General features: G+C 71.6%; 16 protein-coding genes. 7 read left to right on the top strand and 9 right to left on the bottom strand.

Features of this window, described 5'->3' with window-relative positions; translation table 11 throughout:
* The first annotated feature begins 150 nt into the window (after positions 1-150).
* Complete coding sequence (locus GXW74_RS14815) at positions 151-375, top strand: hypothetical protein (protein ID WP_211847297.1); 225 nt, start codon at positions 151-153, stop codon at positions 373-375.
* Positions 376-391: 16 nt separating this feature from the next.
* Here the strand turns inward: GXW74_RS14815 and metW are convergent, their stop codons facing one another.
* Positions 392-994: a methionine biosynthesis protein MetW gene (metW, locus tag GXW74_RS14810; protein WP_211847409.1), complete on the bottom strand. Its 603-nt coding sequence runs from the start codon at positions 992-994 to the stop codon at positions 392-394.
* A 44-nt stretch (positions 995-1,038) separates the two neighbouring features.
* Positions 1,039-2,193 (bottom strand): homoserine O-acetyltransferase MetX, encoded by a 1,155-nt coding sequence (metX, locus tag GXW74_RS14805; protein ID WP_211847296.1) that lies wholly within the window; start codon positions 2,191-2,193, stop codon positions 1,039-1,041.
* A gap of 100 nt (positions 2,194-2,293) precedes the next feature.
* On the opposite strand from metX, the gene GXW74_RS14800 reads away from it, so the two are divergent.
* The 3 genes from GXW74_RS14800 to GXW74_RS14790 are packed head-to-tail and all read left to right on the top strand — an operon-like array spanning position 2,294 to position 5,101.
* A complete protein-coding gene (locus GXW74_RS14800; RefSeq protein WP_211847295.1) occupies positions 2,294-3,136 on the top strand; it encodes a chorismate mutase in 843 nt (280 codons plus the stop codon).
* The gene (hisC, locus tag GXW74_RS14795) at positions 3,133-4,221 is read left to right on the top strand and encodes a histidinol-phosphate transaminase (RefSeq protein WP_211847294.1); all 1,089 of its coding nucleotides are present in this window, start codon (positions 3,133-3,135) and stop codon (positions 4,219-4,221) included. Before GXW74_RS14800 ends, hisC begins: the two co-directional genes overlap by 4 nt.
* On the top strand, positions 4,214-5,101 hold the full coding sequence (locus tag GXW74_RS14790; RefSeq protein WP_211847293.1) for a prephenate/arogenate dehydrogenase family protein: 888 nt from the start codon (positions 4,214-4,216) through the stop codon (positions 5,099-5,101). Before hisC ends, GXW74_RS14790 begins: the two co-directional genes overlap by 8 nt.
* A gap of 4 nt (positions 5,102-5,105) precedes the next feature.
* On the opposite strand, the gene glpD is transcribed toward GXW74_RS14790, so the two are convergent.
* From glpD to accD, 3 genes are all read right to left on the bottom strand, one after another.
* The gene (gene glpD, locus GXW74_RS14785; RefSeq protein ID WP_211847408.1) at positions 5,106-6,590 is read right to left on the bottom strand and encodes a glycerol-3-phosphate dehydrogenase; all 1,485 of its coding nucleotides are present in this window, start codon (positions 6,588-6,590) and stop codon (positions 5,106-5,108) included.
* Between the two features lie 172 nt (positions 6,591-6,762).
* Positions 6,763-8,046, bottom strand: a complete 1,284-nt coding sequence (locus tag GXW74_RS14780) for a bifunctional folylpolyglutamate synthase/dihydrofolate synthase (protein ID WP_211847292.1) — start codon at positions 8,044-8,046, stop codon at positions 6,763-6,765.
* A 22-nt stretch (positions 8,047-8,068) separates the two neighbouring features.
* Positions 8,069-8,989, bottom strand: a complete 921-nt coding sequence (gene accD / locus GXW74_RS14775; RefSeq protein ID WP_211847291.1) for an acetyl-CoA carboxylase, carboxyltransferase subunit beta — start codon at positions 8,987-8,989, stop codon at positions 8,069-8,071.
* A 196-nt stretch (positions 8,990-9,185) separates the two neighbouring features.
* Here accD and GXW74_RS14770 point away from each other — a divergent pair, with 196 nt between their 5' ends.
* Positions 9,186-9,467 carry an antibiotic biosynthesis monooxygenase family protein gene (locus GXW74_RS14770; protein ID WP_211847290.1) on the top strand — a complete coding sequence of 94 codons (282 nt, stop codon included), beginning with the start codon at positions 9,186-9,188 and terminating at the stop codon, positions 9,465-9,467.
* Positions 9,468-9,536: 69 nt separating this feature from the next.
* Here the strand turns inward: GXW74_RS14770 and GXW74_RS14765 are convergent, their stop codons facing one another.
* The 3 genes from GXW74_RS14765 to GXW74_RS14755 all read right to left on the bottom strand — a co-directional run bounded on the left by GXW74_RS14765 (position 9,537) and on the right by GXW74_RS14755 (position 12,579).
* On the bottom strand, positions 9,537-10,004 hold the full coding sequence (locus GXW74_RS14765) for a transcriptional repressor (protein ID WP_211847289.1): 468 nt from the start codon (positions 10,002-10,004) through the stop codon (positions 9,537-9,539).
* 240 nt (positions 10,005-10,244) lie between these two features.
* The gene (gene katG / locus GXW74_RS14760; RefSeq protein WP_211847288.1) at positions 10,245-12,455 is read right to left on the bottom strand and encodes a catalase/peroxidase HPI; all 2,211 of its coding nucleotides are present in this window, start codon (positions 12,453-12,455) and stop codon (positions 10,245-10,247) included.
* Positions 12,442-12,579: a hypothetical protein gene (locus GXW74_RS14755; RefSeq protein ID WP_211847287.1), complete on the bottom strand. Its 138-nt coding sequence runs from the start codon at positions 12,577-12,579 to the stop codon at positions 12,442-12,444. The genes katG and GXW74_RS14755 overlap by 14 nt, the downstream gene beginning before the upstream one ends.
* Positions 12,580-12,765: 186 nt before the next feature.
* On the opposite strand from GXW74_RS14755, the gene GXW74_RS14750 reads away from it, so the two are divergent.
* Positions 12,766-13,716, top strand: a complete 951-nt coding sequence (locus GXW74_RS14750) for a LysR substrate-binding domain-containing protein (RefSeq protein WP_211847286.1) — start codon at positions 12,766-12,768, stop codon at positions 13,714-13,716.
* Positions 13,713-14,525 (top strand): EcsC family protein, encoded by an 813-nt coding sequence (locus tag GXW74_RS14745; protein WP_211847285.1) that lies wholly within the window; start codon positions 13,713-13,715, stop codon positions 14,523-14,525. The genes GXW74_RS14750 and GXW74_RS14745 overlap by 4 nt, the downstream gene beginning before the upstream one ends.
* 367 nt (positions 14,526-14,892) lie before the next feature.
* Here GXW74_RS14745 and GXW74_RS14740 read toward each other — a convergent pair.
* On the bottom strand, positions 14,893-15,103 hold a 211-nt coding region (locus GXW74_RS14740), incomplete at its 5' end, for a transposase (protein WP_211847284.1).

The following is a 15,103-nucleotide window of genomic DNA, read 5'->3' as shown; positions in this document are numbered from 1 at the left end:
ACAGCGCGAGAGCGGCGTGAAAAGGACGTCAAACCTTGACTTCAGCCCGTCAGAGCCCTGTCGACTCCCGCCAGAGCAGCGTTAAAGGTTGAGGGCTTTCACCCCTCCGTGACGTGGGTGCGGGGCGGCGGAGCGCAACGAGAGACGGCCATGGATGAGGCGATGTTGACAGAGGAGCCGGATGCAGAATGCACGGACCGCAGTGCGATCCTGATGATGCTGACCTACGTGGCGGCAGAATGCAGGAGGCTCGGTTCGGAGGAAGCGGCGCGGCATGCCTGCATGGCCGCGACGCTGGTGCAGGGTGTGAAACTCCACTGCGCGACGGATTGCGTGCCGCGCGGTGACGAACAGCGGCTCGCGCCGCTGCACTGACGGCGTCCGCGCCGCGCTATCCGGCGCGGCGCAGCAGGAACAGCGCCTGTTCGCCGAACAGGTTCGCCAGCCGCACGGAGCGGCGCCACGGGGCCTTGAGGCCCCGCTCATCCACCGCCAGCCACTTCTCCACGCGATACCCTTCCATCTCGCACAGCGCGATGAAGTCGAGGATCGTGCAGGGGTGGATGTTCGGCGTCTCGTACCAGGGGCGGTTCCAGGTCTCGGTGTCGGGCATGCGCCCGCGCGTCAGCAGCCGCCAGCGCAATTCCCAGTGGCCGAAATTGGGGAAGGAGACGATGGCGTGGGCGCCGATGCGCAGCATCTGGCGCAGCACCTCGCGCGGGCGTTCCACCGCCTGCAGCGTGCGCGACAGCACCACGTAGTCGAAGCCGCCATCCGGATAGAAGGCGAGGTCGTTGTCGGCATCGCCGTGGATGACCGCGAGGCCGGAGGAGACGGCCTTGGTGACCTCCGCCATGTCGATCTCGATGCCGCGGGCATCGGCCTGCTTCTCGCGCGTGAGGTGTTCGATCAGCGCGCCGTCGCCGCAGCCGATGTCGAGCACCTTGGCGCCGTGGGGGATCATCTCCGCGATCAGGCGGAGGTCGAGGCGCATGTTCTTGGCGACGTAGCGGATGTCGGTGGGGGCTTCGGGCATGCTCAGACCCCCGCCTTCTCGGCCGCCCCACGCAGGAACCCGCCCAGCGCCGCGTGGAACTCCGGTTCCTCCAGCAGGAAGGCGTCGTGCCCCTTGTCGGAGGCGATCTCCACGAAGGACACGCTGGCCCCCGCCGCGTTCAGCGCGCGCACGATGGCGCGGCTCTCGCTGGTCGGGAACAGCCAGTCGCTGCTGAAGGACGCCAGGAAGAAGCGCGTCGCCGTGCCGCGGAAGGCGGCCGAGAGGTCGCCCTCGTGCTCCGCCGCCAGGTCGAAGAAATCCATCGCCCGCGTGATGGTCAGGTAGGAATTCGCGTCGAAGCGCTGCACGAAGGTCGAGCCCTGGTAGCGCAGGTAGGACTCCACCTCGAACACGTCCTCGAGGAACGTCAGCGCGCTCGCCCCGCGCAGCCGCCGCCCGAATTTCCGCGTCAGCGCCTGCTCCGACAGGTAGGTGATATGCGCGACCATCCGCGCCACCGCGAGGCCGCGCGCGGGGATGCGCCCTTCCTCCCAGTACCGCCCGCCCATCCAGTCCGGGTCGCCATGGATCGCCTGTCGGCCGACCTCGTGGAAGGCGATGTTCTGCGCCGAGTGATGCGCGGCACAGGCGATCGGCGCCGCGGCCAGGACGGCATCCGGATAGGTCGCCGCCCATTCCAGCACCTGCATCCCGCCCATCGACCCGCCGATCACCGCGAGCCAGCGCGCAATGCCGAGATGCTCCATCAGCCGCTTCTGCGCGCGGACCATGTCGCGGATGGTCACGGAGGGAAAATCCGTCCCCCAGGGGCGGCCGAGGCCGCGCCCTTCCGCATCCGTCATCTCGCTCCGCGGCCCGGTCGATCCCATGCAGCCGCCGAGCACATTGGCGCAGACCAGGAAGTACCGGTCGGTGTCGAGCGGCTTGCCGGGGCCGACGATGCTCTCCCACCAGCCGGGCTTGCCGGTGACGGGGTGCGGCTCGGCCAGGTACTGGTCCCCGGTCAGCGCATGGCAGACCAGCACGGCGTTGCTGCGCTCGGCGTTCAGCGTGCCATAGGTGCGGTAGGCGACGGTGAGCGGTACGACCACGGCGCCACAATCCAGCGGCAATCCGTCGGGAAAGACGGCGTGCTGGTGCGCGACCTCCGGGAAGGGGGCGATGGCCTGTGACATGGCCGGGCAGGATTAGGCCCCGCGCGCCGCCGCCGCAACGGGCGAGCGCCACCGCGAGTGCTTGGCGGGCAGGGCCGCGCCGTCTATTGGGTCCGACCGCATGCCCGACATCCCCCCGACCGCCCCCGCCGAGGCCGAGATCGCCGCCCTTCGCGCCGAGATCGACGCGATCGACGACGCCATGCACGACCTGCTGATGCGGCGTTCGGCGGTCGTTGCGCGCCTGGCCGGCAGCCGCGCCAAGGGCAGCGGATCTCCCGTCCGTCCGGGGCGGGAGGCGGCGGTGCTGCGCCGGCTGCTGGCGCGCCATGCCGGGCCGCTCCCGCGCGCCCGCGTGGTGCGGATCTGGCGCGAGGTCTTCATGGCGAGCATCGCCATCCAGGGCGAGTTTTCCGTCGCGGTGCACGCCCCCAACCCGCAATCCGGCCATGCCCGCCTTGCGCGCGAGCATTTCGGCCCGATCGCCGCCATCCGCGTCCACCCCACCCCGGCGCGTGCCCTGGCGGCGTTGAGCGGGGGCGAGGTTTCGGTCGCGGTGCTGCCCGCGCCGGCGGAGACCGACGGGGAGGAAGCCGCCTGGTGGGCGCATCTCGACGTGCCGCGGCTGCAGGTGGTGGCGCGGCTGCCTTTCGTCACCGACCCCGGGGGACCGGGGGCGCTGGTGGTGGGGCCGGTGCCGGCGGACGCCTCGGGCGAGGACCGCACCCTGCTTCTGGTCGAGGCCGAGCCCAGCGCCGCCCGCGGGCGCATCGCCCAGGCGCTGGCCGATGCCGGCCTGCCCGCGGCGGCGCTGCTGGTGACGCGCGCCGGCGAGGAGACGCTCGCGCTCGCCGAGATCGAAGGCTTCCTGCACCCGGAGGATGCGCGCCTGGCCGCGCTGCCCTGGGCGCGGCGCACCATCCTCGGCGCCTATGCGGTGCCGGTCGTCGGAGACACGCCATGACCGTGATGCCCCGTCCCTCGATCCTGTCCGTCGAACCCTATGTCGGCGGCGAGTCCAAGATCCCGGGCGTGAACCGCATCGTGAAGCTGTCCTCCAATGAGGGCGCCTTCGGCCCGCCGCCCGGCGCGATCGAGGCGATCCGCGCCATGGCGGGCGAGGCGCACCGCTACCCGGATGGCGGCGCCAAGGCGATCCGTGAGGCGATCGGCGCGCGCTTCGGGCTCGACCCCGCGCGCATCGTCGTCGGCAACGGGTCGGACGAGCTGCTGGCGCTGCTGATCCTCGCCTATGGCGGGGAGGGCACCGAGCTGGTGATGAGCGCGCACGGCTTCCTGATGTACGAGATCACCGGCCGCTGGGCCGGCTGCCGGATCATCAAGGTGCCGGAGAAGAACCTGACGACCGACGTGGACGGCATGCTCGCCGCCGTCGGGCCGCGCACGCGGCTGGTCTTCCTCGCCAACCCGAACAATCCGACCGGCTCCATCCTGCCGCAATCCGAGGTGGATCGGCTGCGTGCCGGGCTGCGCGACGACATCCTGCTGGTGCTGGATTCCGCCTACGCCGAATACGTCACCCGGCCGGACTACGACGCCGGAGCGAAGCTGGTGGATGCCTCCGGCAACACCGTGATGACGCGCACCTTCTCGAAGATCTTCGGCATGGGCGGCATGCGACTCGGCTGGTGCTATGCGCCGGCCGCGGTGGTCGATGTGCTGAGCCGGGTGCGCGGGCCGTTCAACGTGAATGCGGCGGCGATGGCGGCCGGCATCGCGGCGCTGGCCGAGAAGGGCTGGGTCGAGACCTCGGTCGCGCACAACACCGAATGGCGCGGCAAGGTGTCCGCCGGGCTGACCGCGGCCGGCATCAAGGTCTGGCCGAGCGAAGGGAATTTCGTGCTTGCCGATTTCGGCGACGCGGCCAGGGCGAAGGCGGCGGACGAGGCGATGAAGCAGCGCGGGCTGATCGTGCGCGCCATGGCGTCCTACGGCCTCGGTTCCTGCCTGCGCATCACCATCGGCAACGCCGAGGAATGCTCCATGGTGATCGAGGCGCTGACCGCCTTCATGGCGCAGAATGGTTGAGCCCGTCTTCAACCGCCTCTGCCTGATCGGCATCGGGCTGATCGGGTCGTCCATCGCGCGTGTCGCGCGCAAGCGCGGGGACATCGCGCGCACCGTCGTCGCCACCGCGCGGCGGCCGGAGACTCTCGCCCGGGTGCGCGAGCTCGGCATCGTCGATGTGGTGGAGGATGACGTCGCCAAGGCGGTGGAGGGCTGCGACGGGGTGATCCTCTGCGTGCCGGTCGGTGCCTATGCGAGCGTGATGCAGGCGATCGCGCCGCATCTCGCGCCGGGCTGCGTGCTGACCGACGTGGGGTCCACCAAGGGCAGCGTGGTGCGGGACCTGACGCCGCTGGTGCCGGCGGGCGTCCGTCTCGTGCCCGCGCACCCGATGGCGGGCACCGAGCATTCCGGCCCGGATGCCGGCTTCGCCGAGCTGTTCCAGGGCCGCTACTGCATCGTCACGCCGCTGCCGGACAGCGACCCCGACGCGGTCGCCAAGGTGCGGGAGTTCTGGCGGCGCTGCGGCTCGATGACCGAGACGATGGACCCGGCGACGCATGACCGCGTGGTCGCCATCGTCTCCCACCTGCCGCACCTGATCGCCTTCACCATCTGCGGCACGGCCGACGACCTGGCGGAGGAGACGAAGGAGGCGGTGCTGAAATTCGCCGCTGCCGGCTTCCGCGACTTCACGCGTATCGCGGCGAGCGACGTGGACATGTGGCGCGACGTGTTCCTCAACAACCGCGAGGCGCTGCTCGAGATGCTGGCGCGCTTCAGCGAGGACGCGCACGCGCTGGGCCGCGCGGTGCGCTACGGGCAGGCGGAATTCATCGAGGATCGCATCCGCCGCGGGCGGAAGATCCGCAGGGAGCTGATCGAGCGGAAGCAGGCGTAGCGGGTCAGAGCCGCGCCGCCACCGCCTGCCGCTCCTCCGCGCTCATGTGCAGCCCAAGACGCGACCGCCGCCACAGCACGTCCTCCGCGCTGCGCGCCCATTCCTGGCCGACGAGCCAGTCGATCTCACGCTCCGTCAGCCCGGCGCCGTAGTCGCGCCCGAGGTCATCCATCTTCGTCGCCCCGGCCAACAGCGCATCCACCTCGCTGCCATAGGCCCGCAGCAGCCGCCGCAGCATCGCCGGCGGCACCCACGCATACCGCCGCGCCGCCTCGGCCGCGAAGGCATCGAATCCAGCGGCGCCGACATCGCCACCCGGCAGCGCCGCGGTCGCCGTCCAACTCGTCCCCGCCGGACGTCCTAGCGCATCGGCAACCTTCTCCACCGCCTCCTCCGCCAGCCGCCGGTAGGTGGTGATCTTCCCGCCCAGCACCGACAGCACCGGCGGCCGCCCCTTGCCGTCATCCAGTTCCAGCACGTAGTCCCGCGTCACTTTCGACGCGTCCGACGCACCGTCGTCGTAGAGCGGCCGCACGCCGCTGTAGGTCCACACCACCTCGCCCGGCATCGGCGCGCGGCGGAACTGCTTCGCCACCGCGCCGCAGAGATAGGCGATCTCCTCCGGCGAGGCCTTCGCGTCCCGCGCATCGCCCTCGTAGGGAATGTCGGTGGTGCCGATCAGCGAGAACCGCCCCTGGTAAGGGATGACGAACACCACCCGCCGGTCGTCGTTCTGCAGCAGGTAGGCCTGCTCCCCGGCCTGCAGCGCGGGCACGACGATGTGGCTGCCCTTGATCAGCCGCACCCGGCCGCGCGGCTTCACGCCCGCAAGGCCCAGTGCCTCCAGCGCCCAGGGGCCGGCGGCATTCACCAGCGCCCGCGCCCGCACCTGCCGCGAAGGCTGGCCGAGCCCGCCGATCTCGCAGGACCAGCCGTCCGCCTCGCGCCGCGCGGAGAGCAGCGCCGTGCGCACATGCACCTCCGCACCGCGCGCCACCGCGTCGCGCGCGTTCAGCACGACCAGGCGCGAATCCTCCACCCAGCAATCGGAATAGACGAAGGCGTGCGTCTGTTCCGGCTTCAGCGCCGCGCCGTAGGGGTGGGAGCGGCAGTCGATCGCCTCGTGGCCCGGCAGGCTGACCCGCCGCGCCAGATGGTCATACAGGAACAGCCCCGCGCGGATCATCCAGCGCGGCCGCATCTCCGGCCGGTGCGGCAGCACGAAGCGCATCGGCCAGACGATGTGCGGGGCGATGCGCAGCATCACCTCGCGCTCGGCCAGGGCCTCCCGCACCAGGCGGAACTCGTAGTGCTCGAGGTAGCGCAGCCCGCCATGGATCAGCTTCGTGGAGGCCGAGGAGGTCGCGCCGGCCAGATCGCCGCGCTCCACGAGGCAGACGGAAAAGCCCCGCCCGGCCGCGTCCCGCGCGATGCCGGCGCCGTTGATGCCGCCGCCCACCACCAGCAGGTCGAAATCCGCTGTCTGCATCCGCTCAGTCACGCTCCGGCGTGGGCGAGGCTGGCGGCGGCACGCGGCACGGCGGCCGGGGGGGGGGCGGATCGGCGGCGCGCAGGACAGGGACGCGCCGTTGGCGCCGATCCCTCACCGGCGCAGCGTGGTGGCGGCAAGGCATCCCGCATCGTGCCACGCGTCACGGGCCTCAGGCGAGAGCGATGGCCTCCGCCTTCAGCACCTCGCCCGCCAGATAGAGGCTGCCGCAGATCAGCACGCGGCCGGGCGGCTCCTCCCGCCCGATGCGCGCCAGCGCCTCGGCCACCGTGGGGCCGGGCCGGGCGACGCCGCCGCTGGCGGCGACGATGTCCTCGACCGGCATCGCCAGGTGCTGGCCGGGCTCGGCCACGGCGGTCAGCGAGGTCGCGAAGGGGATCAGCGGGCGGAGGAATTCCCCGCTCGCCTTGCCCTGCTTCATGCCGACGACGAGGTGCAGCGGCCGGTCGCGCCAGGACGGCAGGTGCGACGCCAGCGCCAGCCCCGCCCCCGCATTGTGCCCGCCGTCGAGCCACAGCTCGAAACCCGCCGGCAGGGTCGCCGCCAGGGCGCCGCGCAGGCGTTGCAGCCGCGCCGGCCATTCCGCGGCGGCGACGCCGCGCGCCACGGCGATGTCGGTCAGCCAGGACGGGTTCCAGGCGCGCAGCGCGGCGATGGCGATGCCGGCATTCTCCGCCTGGTGCGGGCCGGGCAGGGCGGCCGGCGGCAGGTCGAGCGCGCCGCGCGCATCGGCGTAGCGCAGCCCGCCCCCCTCGGTGGCATCGCAGCGCCAGTCGCGCCCGCGCACCAGCAGCGGCGCGCCGCGCTCGGCGGCGATGCGGGCGATCGCCTCGGCGGCTTCCGGGGCTTGCTGGCCGGTGGCGCAGGGCACACCCGGCTTGATGATGCCGGCCTTCTCCACGGCGATGCCGCCCAGCGTGTCGCCGAGGAATTCCATGTGGTCCATCGACACGCTGGTGATCGCCGTCGCCGCCGGCCGTGCCACGACATTGGTGGCGTCGTACAACCCGCCGAGGCCGACCTCCAGCACCAGCAGATCCGCCGGCACGCGGCTGAACAGCAGCAGGGCGGCGGCGGTGGTGATCTCGAAGACGGTGATGGGTTCGCCGGCGTTCCTCGCCTCGGCCTCCTCCAGCGCCGCGGTCAGCTCGGCGTCGGAGACCAACGTGCCGGCCAGCCGCACGCGCTCGTGGAAATGCACCAGATGGGGGGAGGTGAAGACGTGCACGCGTTGCCCTGCCGCCTCCCCGATCGCGCGCAGGAAGGCGCAGGTGCTGCCCTTGCCATTGGTGCCGGCGACATGCACCACGGGCGGCAGGTGCCGCTCCGGGTGGCCGAGCGCGGCCAGCGCGCGCTCCATCCGCTCGAGGCTGAGGTCGATCAGCTTCGGATGCAGCGCGTGCAGGCGCTCGACGATCGCCTCGGCGCGGGACATGGCTTCGGGGGGTCCGTTGCGGTCAGGGCTGGGCGGGTGCGGCGGGTTCCTCGGCGGGCGGTGCCTCGGGCTCCGGCTCCACCGCGGCGGCGGGTGCGACCAGCGGCACGCGCAGCAGGCCGAGCACGCGCGCGAGGACGCCGCGCATCTCCCCCCGCTTCACCACCATGTCGAGGATGCCGTGCTCCAGCAGGTACTCCGCCCGCTGAAAACCCTCGGGCAGCTTCTCGCGCACCGTCTGCTCGATCACCCGCGCGCCGGCGAAGCCGATCATCGCCCCCGGCTCGGCGATATGGATGTCGCCCAGCATGGCGAAGGAGGCGGTGACGCCGCCCGTCGTCGGGTCGCACATCACGACGATGAAGGGCAGGCCGGCTTCCTTCACCAGCCGCGTCGCGATGACGGTGCGCGGCATCTGCATGAGCGAGATCGCGCCTTCCTGCATGCGCGCCCCGCCCGAGGCGGTGAAGACGACCAGCGGGCTGTCCTGCAGCACGGCGAGCTTGGCGGCGGTGACGATCGCCTCCCCCACCCCGGCGCCCATCGACCCGCCCATGAAGGCGAATTCGAAGGCGGCGACGACAGCCCGCTCGCCCTCGATGGTGCCGTGCGCGACGGCGACGGCGTCATCCATCGCCGACTTTACCTGCGCTTCCCTCAGCCGGTCGGAGTAGCGACGCTGGTCGCGGAAGCGCAGCGGGTCGGCCGGCGCCTTCGGCAGCTCGATGCGGGAGAAGCCGGCATCGAGCGTGCATTCCAGCCGGCGCACCGCGGAGATGCGCATGTGGTGGCCGCAATGCGGGCAGACATGCAGGGCCGCTTCCAGGTCGCGGCGGAAGATCATCTGCTCGCAGGCGGGGCATTTGTGCCAGAGATTCTCCGGCACCTCCCGCTTGAAGAGGCCCGAGATCTTCGGCAGGGCCCAGTCGGAAATCCAGTTCATCGCATCCCCTCGGCGTCGGCGCCGACGGGAGGGGAGTAGGCGCTGGCAGGGGCGTGGCGCAAGGGGCGCCAACCTAGCCGGCGCCTTCGTTGCGGCATGATTGACAACGAAGCACCAAATTGACGGCATAGGTTTATGGCTGCAACCGCCCCGCCGGACACCCGACTTCCCGCCGCAGGCTTCGGCGGAATCGGTCATGCTCATCAACGTCCTCGAGGTGCCCGCCGGCGGGCTGGAGGAAGCGATCCGCTCCTGGGAAGCGGCGCGCGACCTGCTGGCGCGCCAGCCGGGCCATGTCTCGACACGCCTGCACCAGGCCATGGCGCCGGGGGCACGATTCCAGTTCGTCAATGTCGCCTTGTGGGAGAGCCCCGAGGCCTTCGCCGAGGCCATGCGGCGCATGCAGGCGGACCTGCGCACCCCGCCGCCGGCCGGACCGGCCTTCTTCCCGGCGCTCTATCGCGTCGTCCGCGAATAGGACGGAACCCGGTCGCGATGCGCCGGCACGGACGGGCGAAGGCAGGCCGGCGACCCGGCTGCGGGAGGATCACCGGCCCGGCGCCCGTCGCGGCCTCCCGCGCCGCGCCGGTGCCGTCTCGCCGGCCGGCGCCCGGATCCGCAGCAGCACCTCCACCCGGCCGGGCTGGTCGGCGATGGCCTGGCGGATGATGGCCGACAAAGTCTCGGGCGAGACATCGAGATCGACGACCGTGTCGGTCGCCTCGTCCACCAGATGGGAATGTGGATGCGGCACGGTGTCGTAGACCGCCCCGCCACCCATCGACGGCACCCGGCCGAGCAGGCCCTTGCCCGCCAGCGCCTCGAGCAGATCGGCCACCTCCGCCCGGCCAAGTGCTAGCCCCCCCGCGACGGCAAGGCGCTGCGCCCCGGCGGCGTCGACGTGGGTCTCCTCGGCGGTGCGCAGCAACGTCAGCAGGCGCGGCAGCGGCCCGTCGGCGGCGAGGCCCGCCCGGCGCACCTCTCCCCGCGCCGCGGCATCCGCGGTGCTGGCCATCCTTCTCCTCCCCCGGGGTCTCGCGCCCCTTGATGCCCGGGCAGCTAGCGCCCTGGCCGCACCCAGCCGGGCAGCGGGTCCCCGCCCTCCGGCCCCCGCCCGCGGCCCCGGCCATATGTGCCGGGAGCCGCCGCCACAGTGTCCGGAATGACCACAGGCGTGAATGGCTGCGATCGTACCCGGACCTCACCTCCCGACGCGGCTGAAGCGCTGCCGCGTCGGGACGCCGTTCCGCCGACGTCAGGCCAGGTCGAAGCGATCCGCGTTCATCACCTTGGTCCAGGCGGCCACGAAGTCGTTCACGAACTTCGCCTGGTTGTCGGCCTGCGCATAGACTTCCGACAGGGCGCGGAGCTGCGAGTTCGACCCGAACACCAGGTCGACGCGCGTGCCCGTCCATTTCACGGTGCCCGTCGCGCGGTCGCGGCCCTGGAATTCCTCCGCCGTGTCGTCCGTCGGCGCCCAGGCCGTGCCCATGTCGAGAAGATTGACGAAGAAGTCGTTCGTCAGCGTGCCCGGACGGCTGGTGAAGACGCCGTGCGGCGACCCGCCGTGATTCGCGCCCAACACGCGCAGGCCACCGACCAGCACCGTCATCTCCGGCGCGGTCAGCGTCAGGAGCTGCGCCTTGTCGATGAGCTGCTCCTCGGCCGAGACCGTGTAGCGGGCCTTTCGGTAGTTGCGGAACCCGTCCGCCTCCGGTTCGAGCACCGCGAAGGAGGCCGCGTCGGTCTGCTCCGCCGTCGCATCCGTCCGGCCCGGCGCGAAGGGCACCTTGACGTCATGGCCGGCGGCCGTCGCCGCCTGCTCGATCGCCGCGCCGCCGGCGAGCACGATCAGGTCGGCGAGCGAGACCTGCTTGCCGTCGGTCGCGGAGGCGTTGAACTCCTTCTGGATGCCCTCGAGCTTCGCCAGCACCGTGGCGAGCTGCGCCGGCTGGTTCACTTCCCAATCCTTCTGCGGCGCGAGGCGGATGCGCGCGCCGTTCGCTCCGCCGCGGCGGTCCGACCCGCGGAAAGTCGACGCCGAGGCCCAGGCGGTGGCAACGAGCTGCGAAACCGACAGGCCGGAGGCGAGGATCTTCGCCTTCAGCGCCGCGACGTCCGCCTCCTCCACCAGCTTGTGCGTGACCGGCGGGACGGGGTCCTGCCAGATCAGGTCCTCCTTCGGGACCATCGCGCCGAGGTAGCGGGACTTCGGCCCCATGTCGCGATGCGTCAGCTTGAACCAGGCGCGGGCGAAGGCGTCGGCGAACTGGTCCGGGTTCTTGTGGAAGCGCTCGGAGATCTTCCGGTATTCCGGATCCATCTTCATCGCCATGTCCGCCGTGGTCATCATCGGCGGGTGGCGCCTGGTCGGGTCATGCGCGTCGGGCACCAGCGTCGCCGCGGCGGGGTCCTTGGGCTTCCACTGATGCGCGCCGGCCGGGCTCTTCGTCAGCTCCCATTCGTAGCCCAGCAGCATGTCGAAGTAGGAATTGTCCCACTTGGTCGGCGTCGGGGTCCAGGCGCCCTCGATGCCGCTGGTGATGGCGTCCCCGCCCTTGCCGCTGCCGAAGCTGCTCTTCCAGCCGAGGCCCATCTGCTCCATCGGCGCGGCTTCCGGCTCGCGGCCGACAAGCCCCGCATCGCCGGCGCCGTGGCACTTGCCGAAGGTGTGTCCGCCGGCGGTGAGCGCCACCGTCTCCTCGTCGTTCATCGCCATGCGCGAGAAGGTCTCGCGGATGTCGCGGCCCGAGGCGACCGGGTCCGGATTCCCGTTCGGCCCTTCCGGGTTGACGTAGATGAGGCCCATCTGCACGGCCGCGAGCGGATTCTCGAGCTGGCGGTCGCCCGTGTAGCGCATGTCGCCGAGCCAGGTGTCCTCGGAGCCCCAGTAGATGTCCTCCTCGGGCTCCCAGATGTCGACGCGGCCGAAGCCGAAGCCGAAGGGCTTCAGGCCCATGGATTCCATCGCGCAGGTGCCGGCGAAGACCAGCAGGTCGGCCCAGGAGATGCTGTTGCCGTACTTCTGCTTGATCGGCCACAGCAGGCGCCGCGCCTTGTCGAGGTTCGCATTGTCGGGCCAGGAATTCTCCGGCGCGAAGCGCTGCGCGCCGGTCGATCCGCCGCCGCGGCCGTCCGCCGTGCGGTAGGTGCCAGCGGCGTGCCAGGACATGCGGATGAACAGCGGGCCGTAGTGGCCGTAATCCGCCGGCCACCAATCCTGCGAGACCGTCATCAGCGCGATGAGGTCCTTCTTCAGCGCATCGAGGTCGAGCTTCCTGAACTCCGCGGCATAGTCGAACGCCGCGCCCATCGGATTGGACTTGGCCGATTGCTGGCTCAGGATGCGCAGGTTGAGCTGGTTCGGCCACCAGTCGCGGTTGGACCGGGTCGTGAAGCGCGCAGCCGTCGGCCTTCCGTGCATCACCGGGCACTTGCCCGCGGTCGCGACGTCATTTCCGTCCATGTTCTTCTCCGATCGTGACTGCGTTGATGGAACTGGTCCGTGGATCGAGACCGCGAAGCCCCGGGAAGCGACCCGGGCCCATCACCGGCGCGACGACCAGGCGCAAGGCAAGCGGCATGGTCATGCGCGGTTCCTCCTCCAGCGGTTCCGGTTGAAGCCTATGCGCCGCGCCAACGATCACGGAAGTGACAGTTTCCGAAGATCACGATAGGCATTGCCAATCATTGTGCTTTGCCGTGGGATGGCGTCACTTCTCTTGCGCGGCGGCAAGGTGCCGCTGCGGTGCAGCATCGGTCCCGACGATCCCGCGATGAACCTCCGCGATCTTCGCTATCTCCTCGCCGTCGCCGAACACCGGCATTTCGGCAAGGCCGCCGAGAGCTGCCGCGTCAGCCAGCCCACGCTCTCCGTCCAGCTCCGCAAACTGGAGGAGGAACTCGGCATCGTGCTGTTCGAGCGCAACAGCAAGCAGGTGGTGCCGACGCCGATCTGCGAGCTGCTGCTCTCCCACGCCCGCGTCGCGGTGGCGGAAATCGACGCGATGGCCGCGCTCGCGCGCAGCGCGATGGACCCGCTCCGGGGCACGCTGCGTCTCGGCATCATCCCGACGCTCGGCCCCTACCTGTTGCCGCTGGTGCTCGCGCCGCTGCAGGAGGCGCTGCCGGATCTTGAGATCGAACCGTGGGAGGACGTCACCGCGACCCTGCTCGAGCGCCTGCGCGGGCACGAGCTGGATGCCGCGCTGATCGCCACCGAGCCGGACGGCACGGACTTGGTGACCCGGCCGCTGTTCACCGAGCCCTTCCTCGCGGCCCTGCCGCCCGATCATCCGCTCGCCGCCCAGAAGCGCATCGGGGAGGACGACCTCGCCCCCGACGTGCTGGTGCTGGCGGACGGGCACTGCCTGCGCGACCAGGCGCTCGCGGCCTGCGGCCTGGCGGGGCCGCTCGGCGGCTCGCTGCGCGCGGCAAGCCTGGCGACGCTGATCAACATGGTCGCCGCCGGCTACGGCACCACGCTCATTCCGGGCCTGGCCGCCGGCGCCGCTCAGGATTCCGGCATCGTGCTGCGGCCACTGCGGCAGAAGGCGTCGCGCACCGTGCGCATCGCCTGGCGTGCCGCCTTCCCGCGCCGCGCCGCGGTGGAGGCGGTGGCGCGGGTGATCGCCGAGCGGCTCGCGCCCTATGCCGCCGCGGCCGAACGCGACGACGCGGCCCTGGACCGGGCGCGAGGCCAGGGCCATCTGGCACGGCACGCATGAGCCTGACACTGACCACCCCAGGGCTGAACGACGCCGCGCGGCGCGACCTGCGTGCCGCCTTCATGGCGCTGGAGCGCCCCTCCCTCGCCGCGCGCCTCGCGGCCGTGGCCGGCGTGCCGGTGGAGGCGCTCCGCGCGCGCCTGCCCAGGAGCGTGCAGGGCGGCGTGGATGGCGCGGTGCGCACGGCGCTGACCACTGCGATGACCGCCGCGCTGCGCTCCGGCCCGGCGACGACGCCGCTGCCGGTCCCCTCGGCTTGGTTCCACCGCGGGCTCGCGGCGGCGAGCGGCGCGCTGGGCGGCGCCTTCGGCCTGCCGGGCACGCTGGTCGAACTGCCGGTTTCCACCACCATCCTGCTGCGCCAGGTCGCCGCCATCGGCGCGGAGGAAGGCGAGGACCTGGGGACGCCCGAGGCAGCGGCGGAATGCCTGAAGGTCTTCGCCCTCGGCGGCACCTCGCCCTCCGATGACGCGGCGGAGAGCGGCTACTTCGCGGTGCGCCTGGCGCTGGCGGAGGCGCTGAAGGGCGCCGCCGGGCGCACCATCTTGCCGGGCTTCGTCGCGGCGGTGGCCTCGCGCTTCGTCGGGCCGATCGGGCTGAAGCTGTCGGCGCAGGCGGCGCCGGTGCTTGGCGCGGCGGCGGGGGCGGCGGTGAACCTGGCCTTCCTGGAACATTTCCGCGGCGTGGCGCGCGGGCATTTCACGCTGCGGCGGCTGGAACGGGCGCATGGGGCGCAGCATGTGCGGGCGGCGTGGGATGCGCTGGCGGCGTGCCGCGATGCGCCATTCGTGGAGCGGGCGCGACGGTAGGACGGGACGATGTCCTGGTCCCGTGGCGCCTGAAGGCCGGAGTGGCCTTGCCCCTCCGGGCCACCCCACCAAAGGCCGAAAGGCCCTTGGAAACCGTCACCTGGTGTTGGGCAGGGCAGGAGTTCCGCGGCGACGAAGGATGCGCCGCGCCGGGAGGCCGGGATTCCTCCCGCGCGCCGTGCCCGAAGCGCGCTTCGTCCTGCCGGTGCGGCAGTCAAGCCCGGCACCAGGCACCGGCCGGTCCAGGGTGCCCAGCACCCTGGCGGGGTGAGGTTCGGAGAGGGGCAGGGCCCCTCTCCGATCCACAGCGCCACAACTTCGCACGCATGGGGGCCGCCCCTCCGAGTCCTTGCTTATACCAAGCGCACTATGGATTGACCTGTCGCGCCCACTCGAAGTCGGTGAGGGAGCGGATGCGTCCGGTCTCGGCGATGAGGCTATTCCAGGCGGTGCAGCAGGCCTCGACGATGGCCCGCGTGCCGGGGAACAGCCGCCCCGACAGGTAGCGGTCGCGCAGATACTGCCAGACCTTCTCGATGGCGTTCAGCTCGGGCGAGTAGGGCGGCAGGTGGACGAGG

The organism is Neoroseomonas eburnea (genome assembly GCF_018129005.1).
GTDB lineage: Bacteria > Pseudomonadota > Alphaproteobacteria > Acetobacterales > Acetobacteraceae > Neoroseomonas > Neoroseomonas eburnea.
This window is presented reverse-complemented; position numbering and strand designations above follow the sequence as displayed.

Bases quoted from the DNA above. Each gene is read 5' to 3' on its own strand.
- GXW74_RS14750 (WP_211847286.1), top strand. From the start codon at position 12,766: ATGAACCTCCGCGATCTTCGCTATCTCCTCGCCGTCGCCGAACACCGG.
- GXW74_RS14790 (WP_211847293.1), top strand. From the start codon at position 4,214: ATGGTTGAGCCCGTCTTCAACCGCCTCTGCCTGATCGGCATCGGGCTG.
- GXW74_RS14815 (WP_211847297.1), top strand. From the start codon at position 151: ATGGATGAGGCGATGTTGACAGAGGAGCCGGATGCAGAATGCACGGAC.
- accD (WP_211847291.1), bottom strand. From the start codon at position 8,989: ATGAACTGGATTTCCGACTGGGCCCTGCCGAAGATCTCGGGCCTCTTC.
- GXW74_RS14745 (WP_211847285.1), top strand. From the start codon at position 13,713: ATGAGCCTGACACTGACCACCCCAGGGCTGAACGACGCCGCGCGGCGC.
- GXW74_RS14800 (WP_211847295.1), top strand. From the start codon at position 2,294: ATGCCCGACATCCCCCCGACCGCCCCCGCCGAGGCCGAGATCGCCGCC.
- katG (WP_211847288.1), bottom strand. From the start codon at position 12,455: ATGGACGGAAATGACGTCGCGACCGCGGGCAAGTGCCCGGTGATGCAC.
- glpD (WP_211847408.1), bottom strand. From the start codon at position 6,590: ATGCAGACAGCGGATTTCGACCTGCTGGTGGTGGGCGGCGGCATCAAC.
- metX (WP_211847296.1), bottom strand. From the start codon at position 2,193: ATGTCACAGGCCATCGCCCCCTTCCCGGAGGTCGCGCACCAGCACGCC.
- GXW74_RS14755 (WP_211847287.1), bottom strand. From the start codon at position 12,579: ATGACCATGCCGCTTGCCTTGCGCCTGGTCGTCGCGCCGGTGATGGGC.
- metW (WP_211847409.1), bottom strand. From the start codon at position 994: ATGCGCCTCGACCTCCGCCTGATCGCGGAGATGATCCCCCACGGCGCC.
- GXW74_RS14765 (WP_211847289.1), bottom strand. From the start codon at position 10,004: ATGGCCAGCACCGCGGATGCCGCGGCGCGGGGAGAGGTGCGCCGGGCG.
- GXW74_RS14770 (WP_211847290.1), top strand. From the start codon at position 9,186: ATGCTCATCAACGTCCTCGAGGTGCCCGCCGGCGGGCTGGAGGAAGCG.
- GXW74_RS14780 (WP_211847292.1), bottom strand. From the start codon at position 8,046: ATGTCCCGCGCCGAGGCGATCGTCGAGCGCCTGCACGCGCTGCATCCG.
- hisC (WP_211847294.1), top strand. From the start codon at position 3,133: ATGACCGTGATGCCCCGTCCCTCGATCCTGTCCGTCGAACCCTATGTC.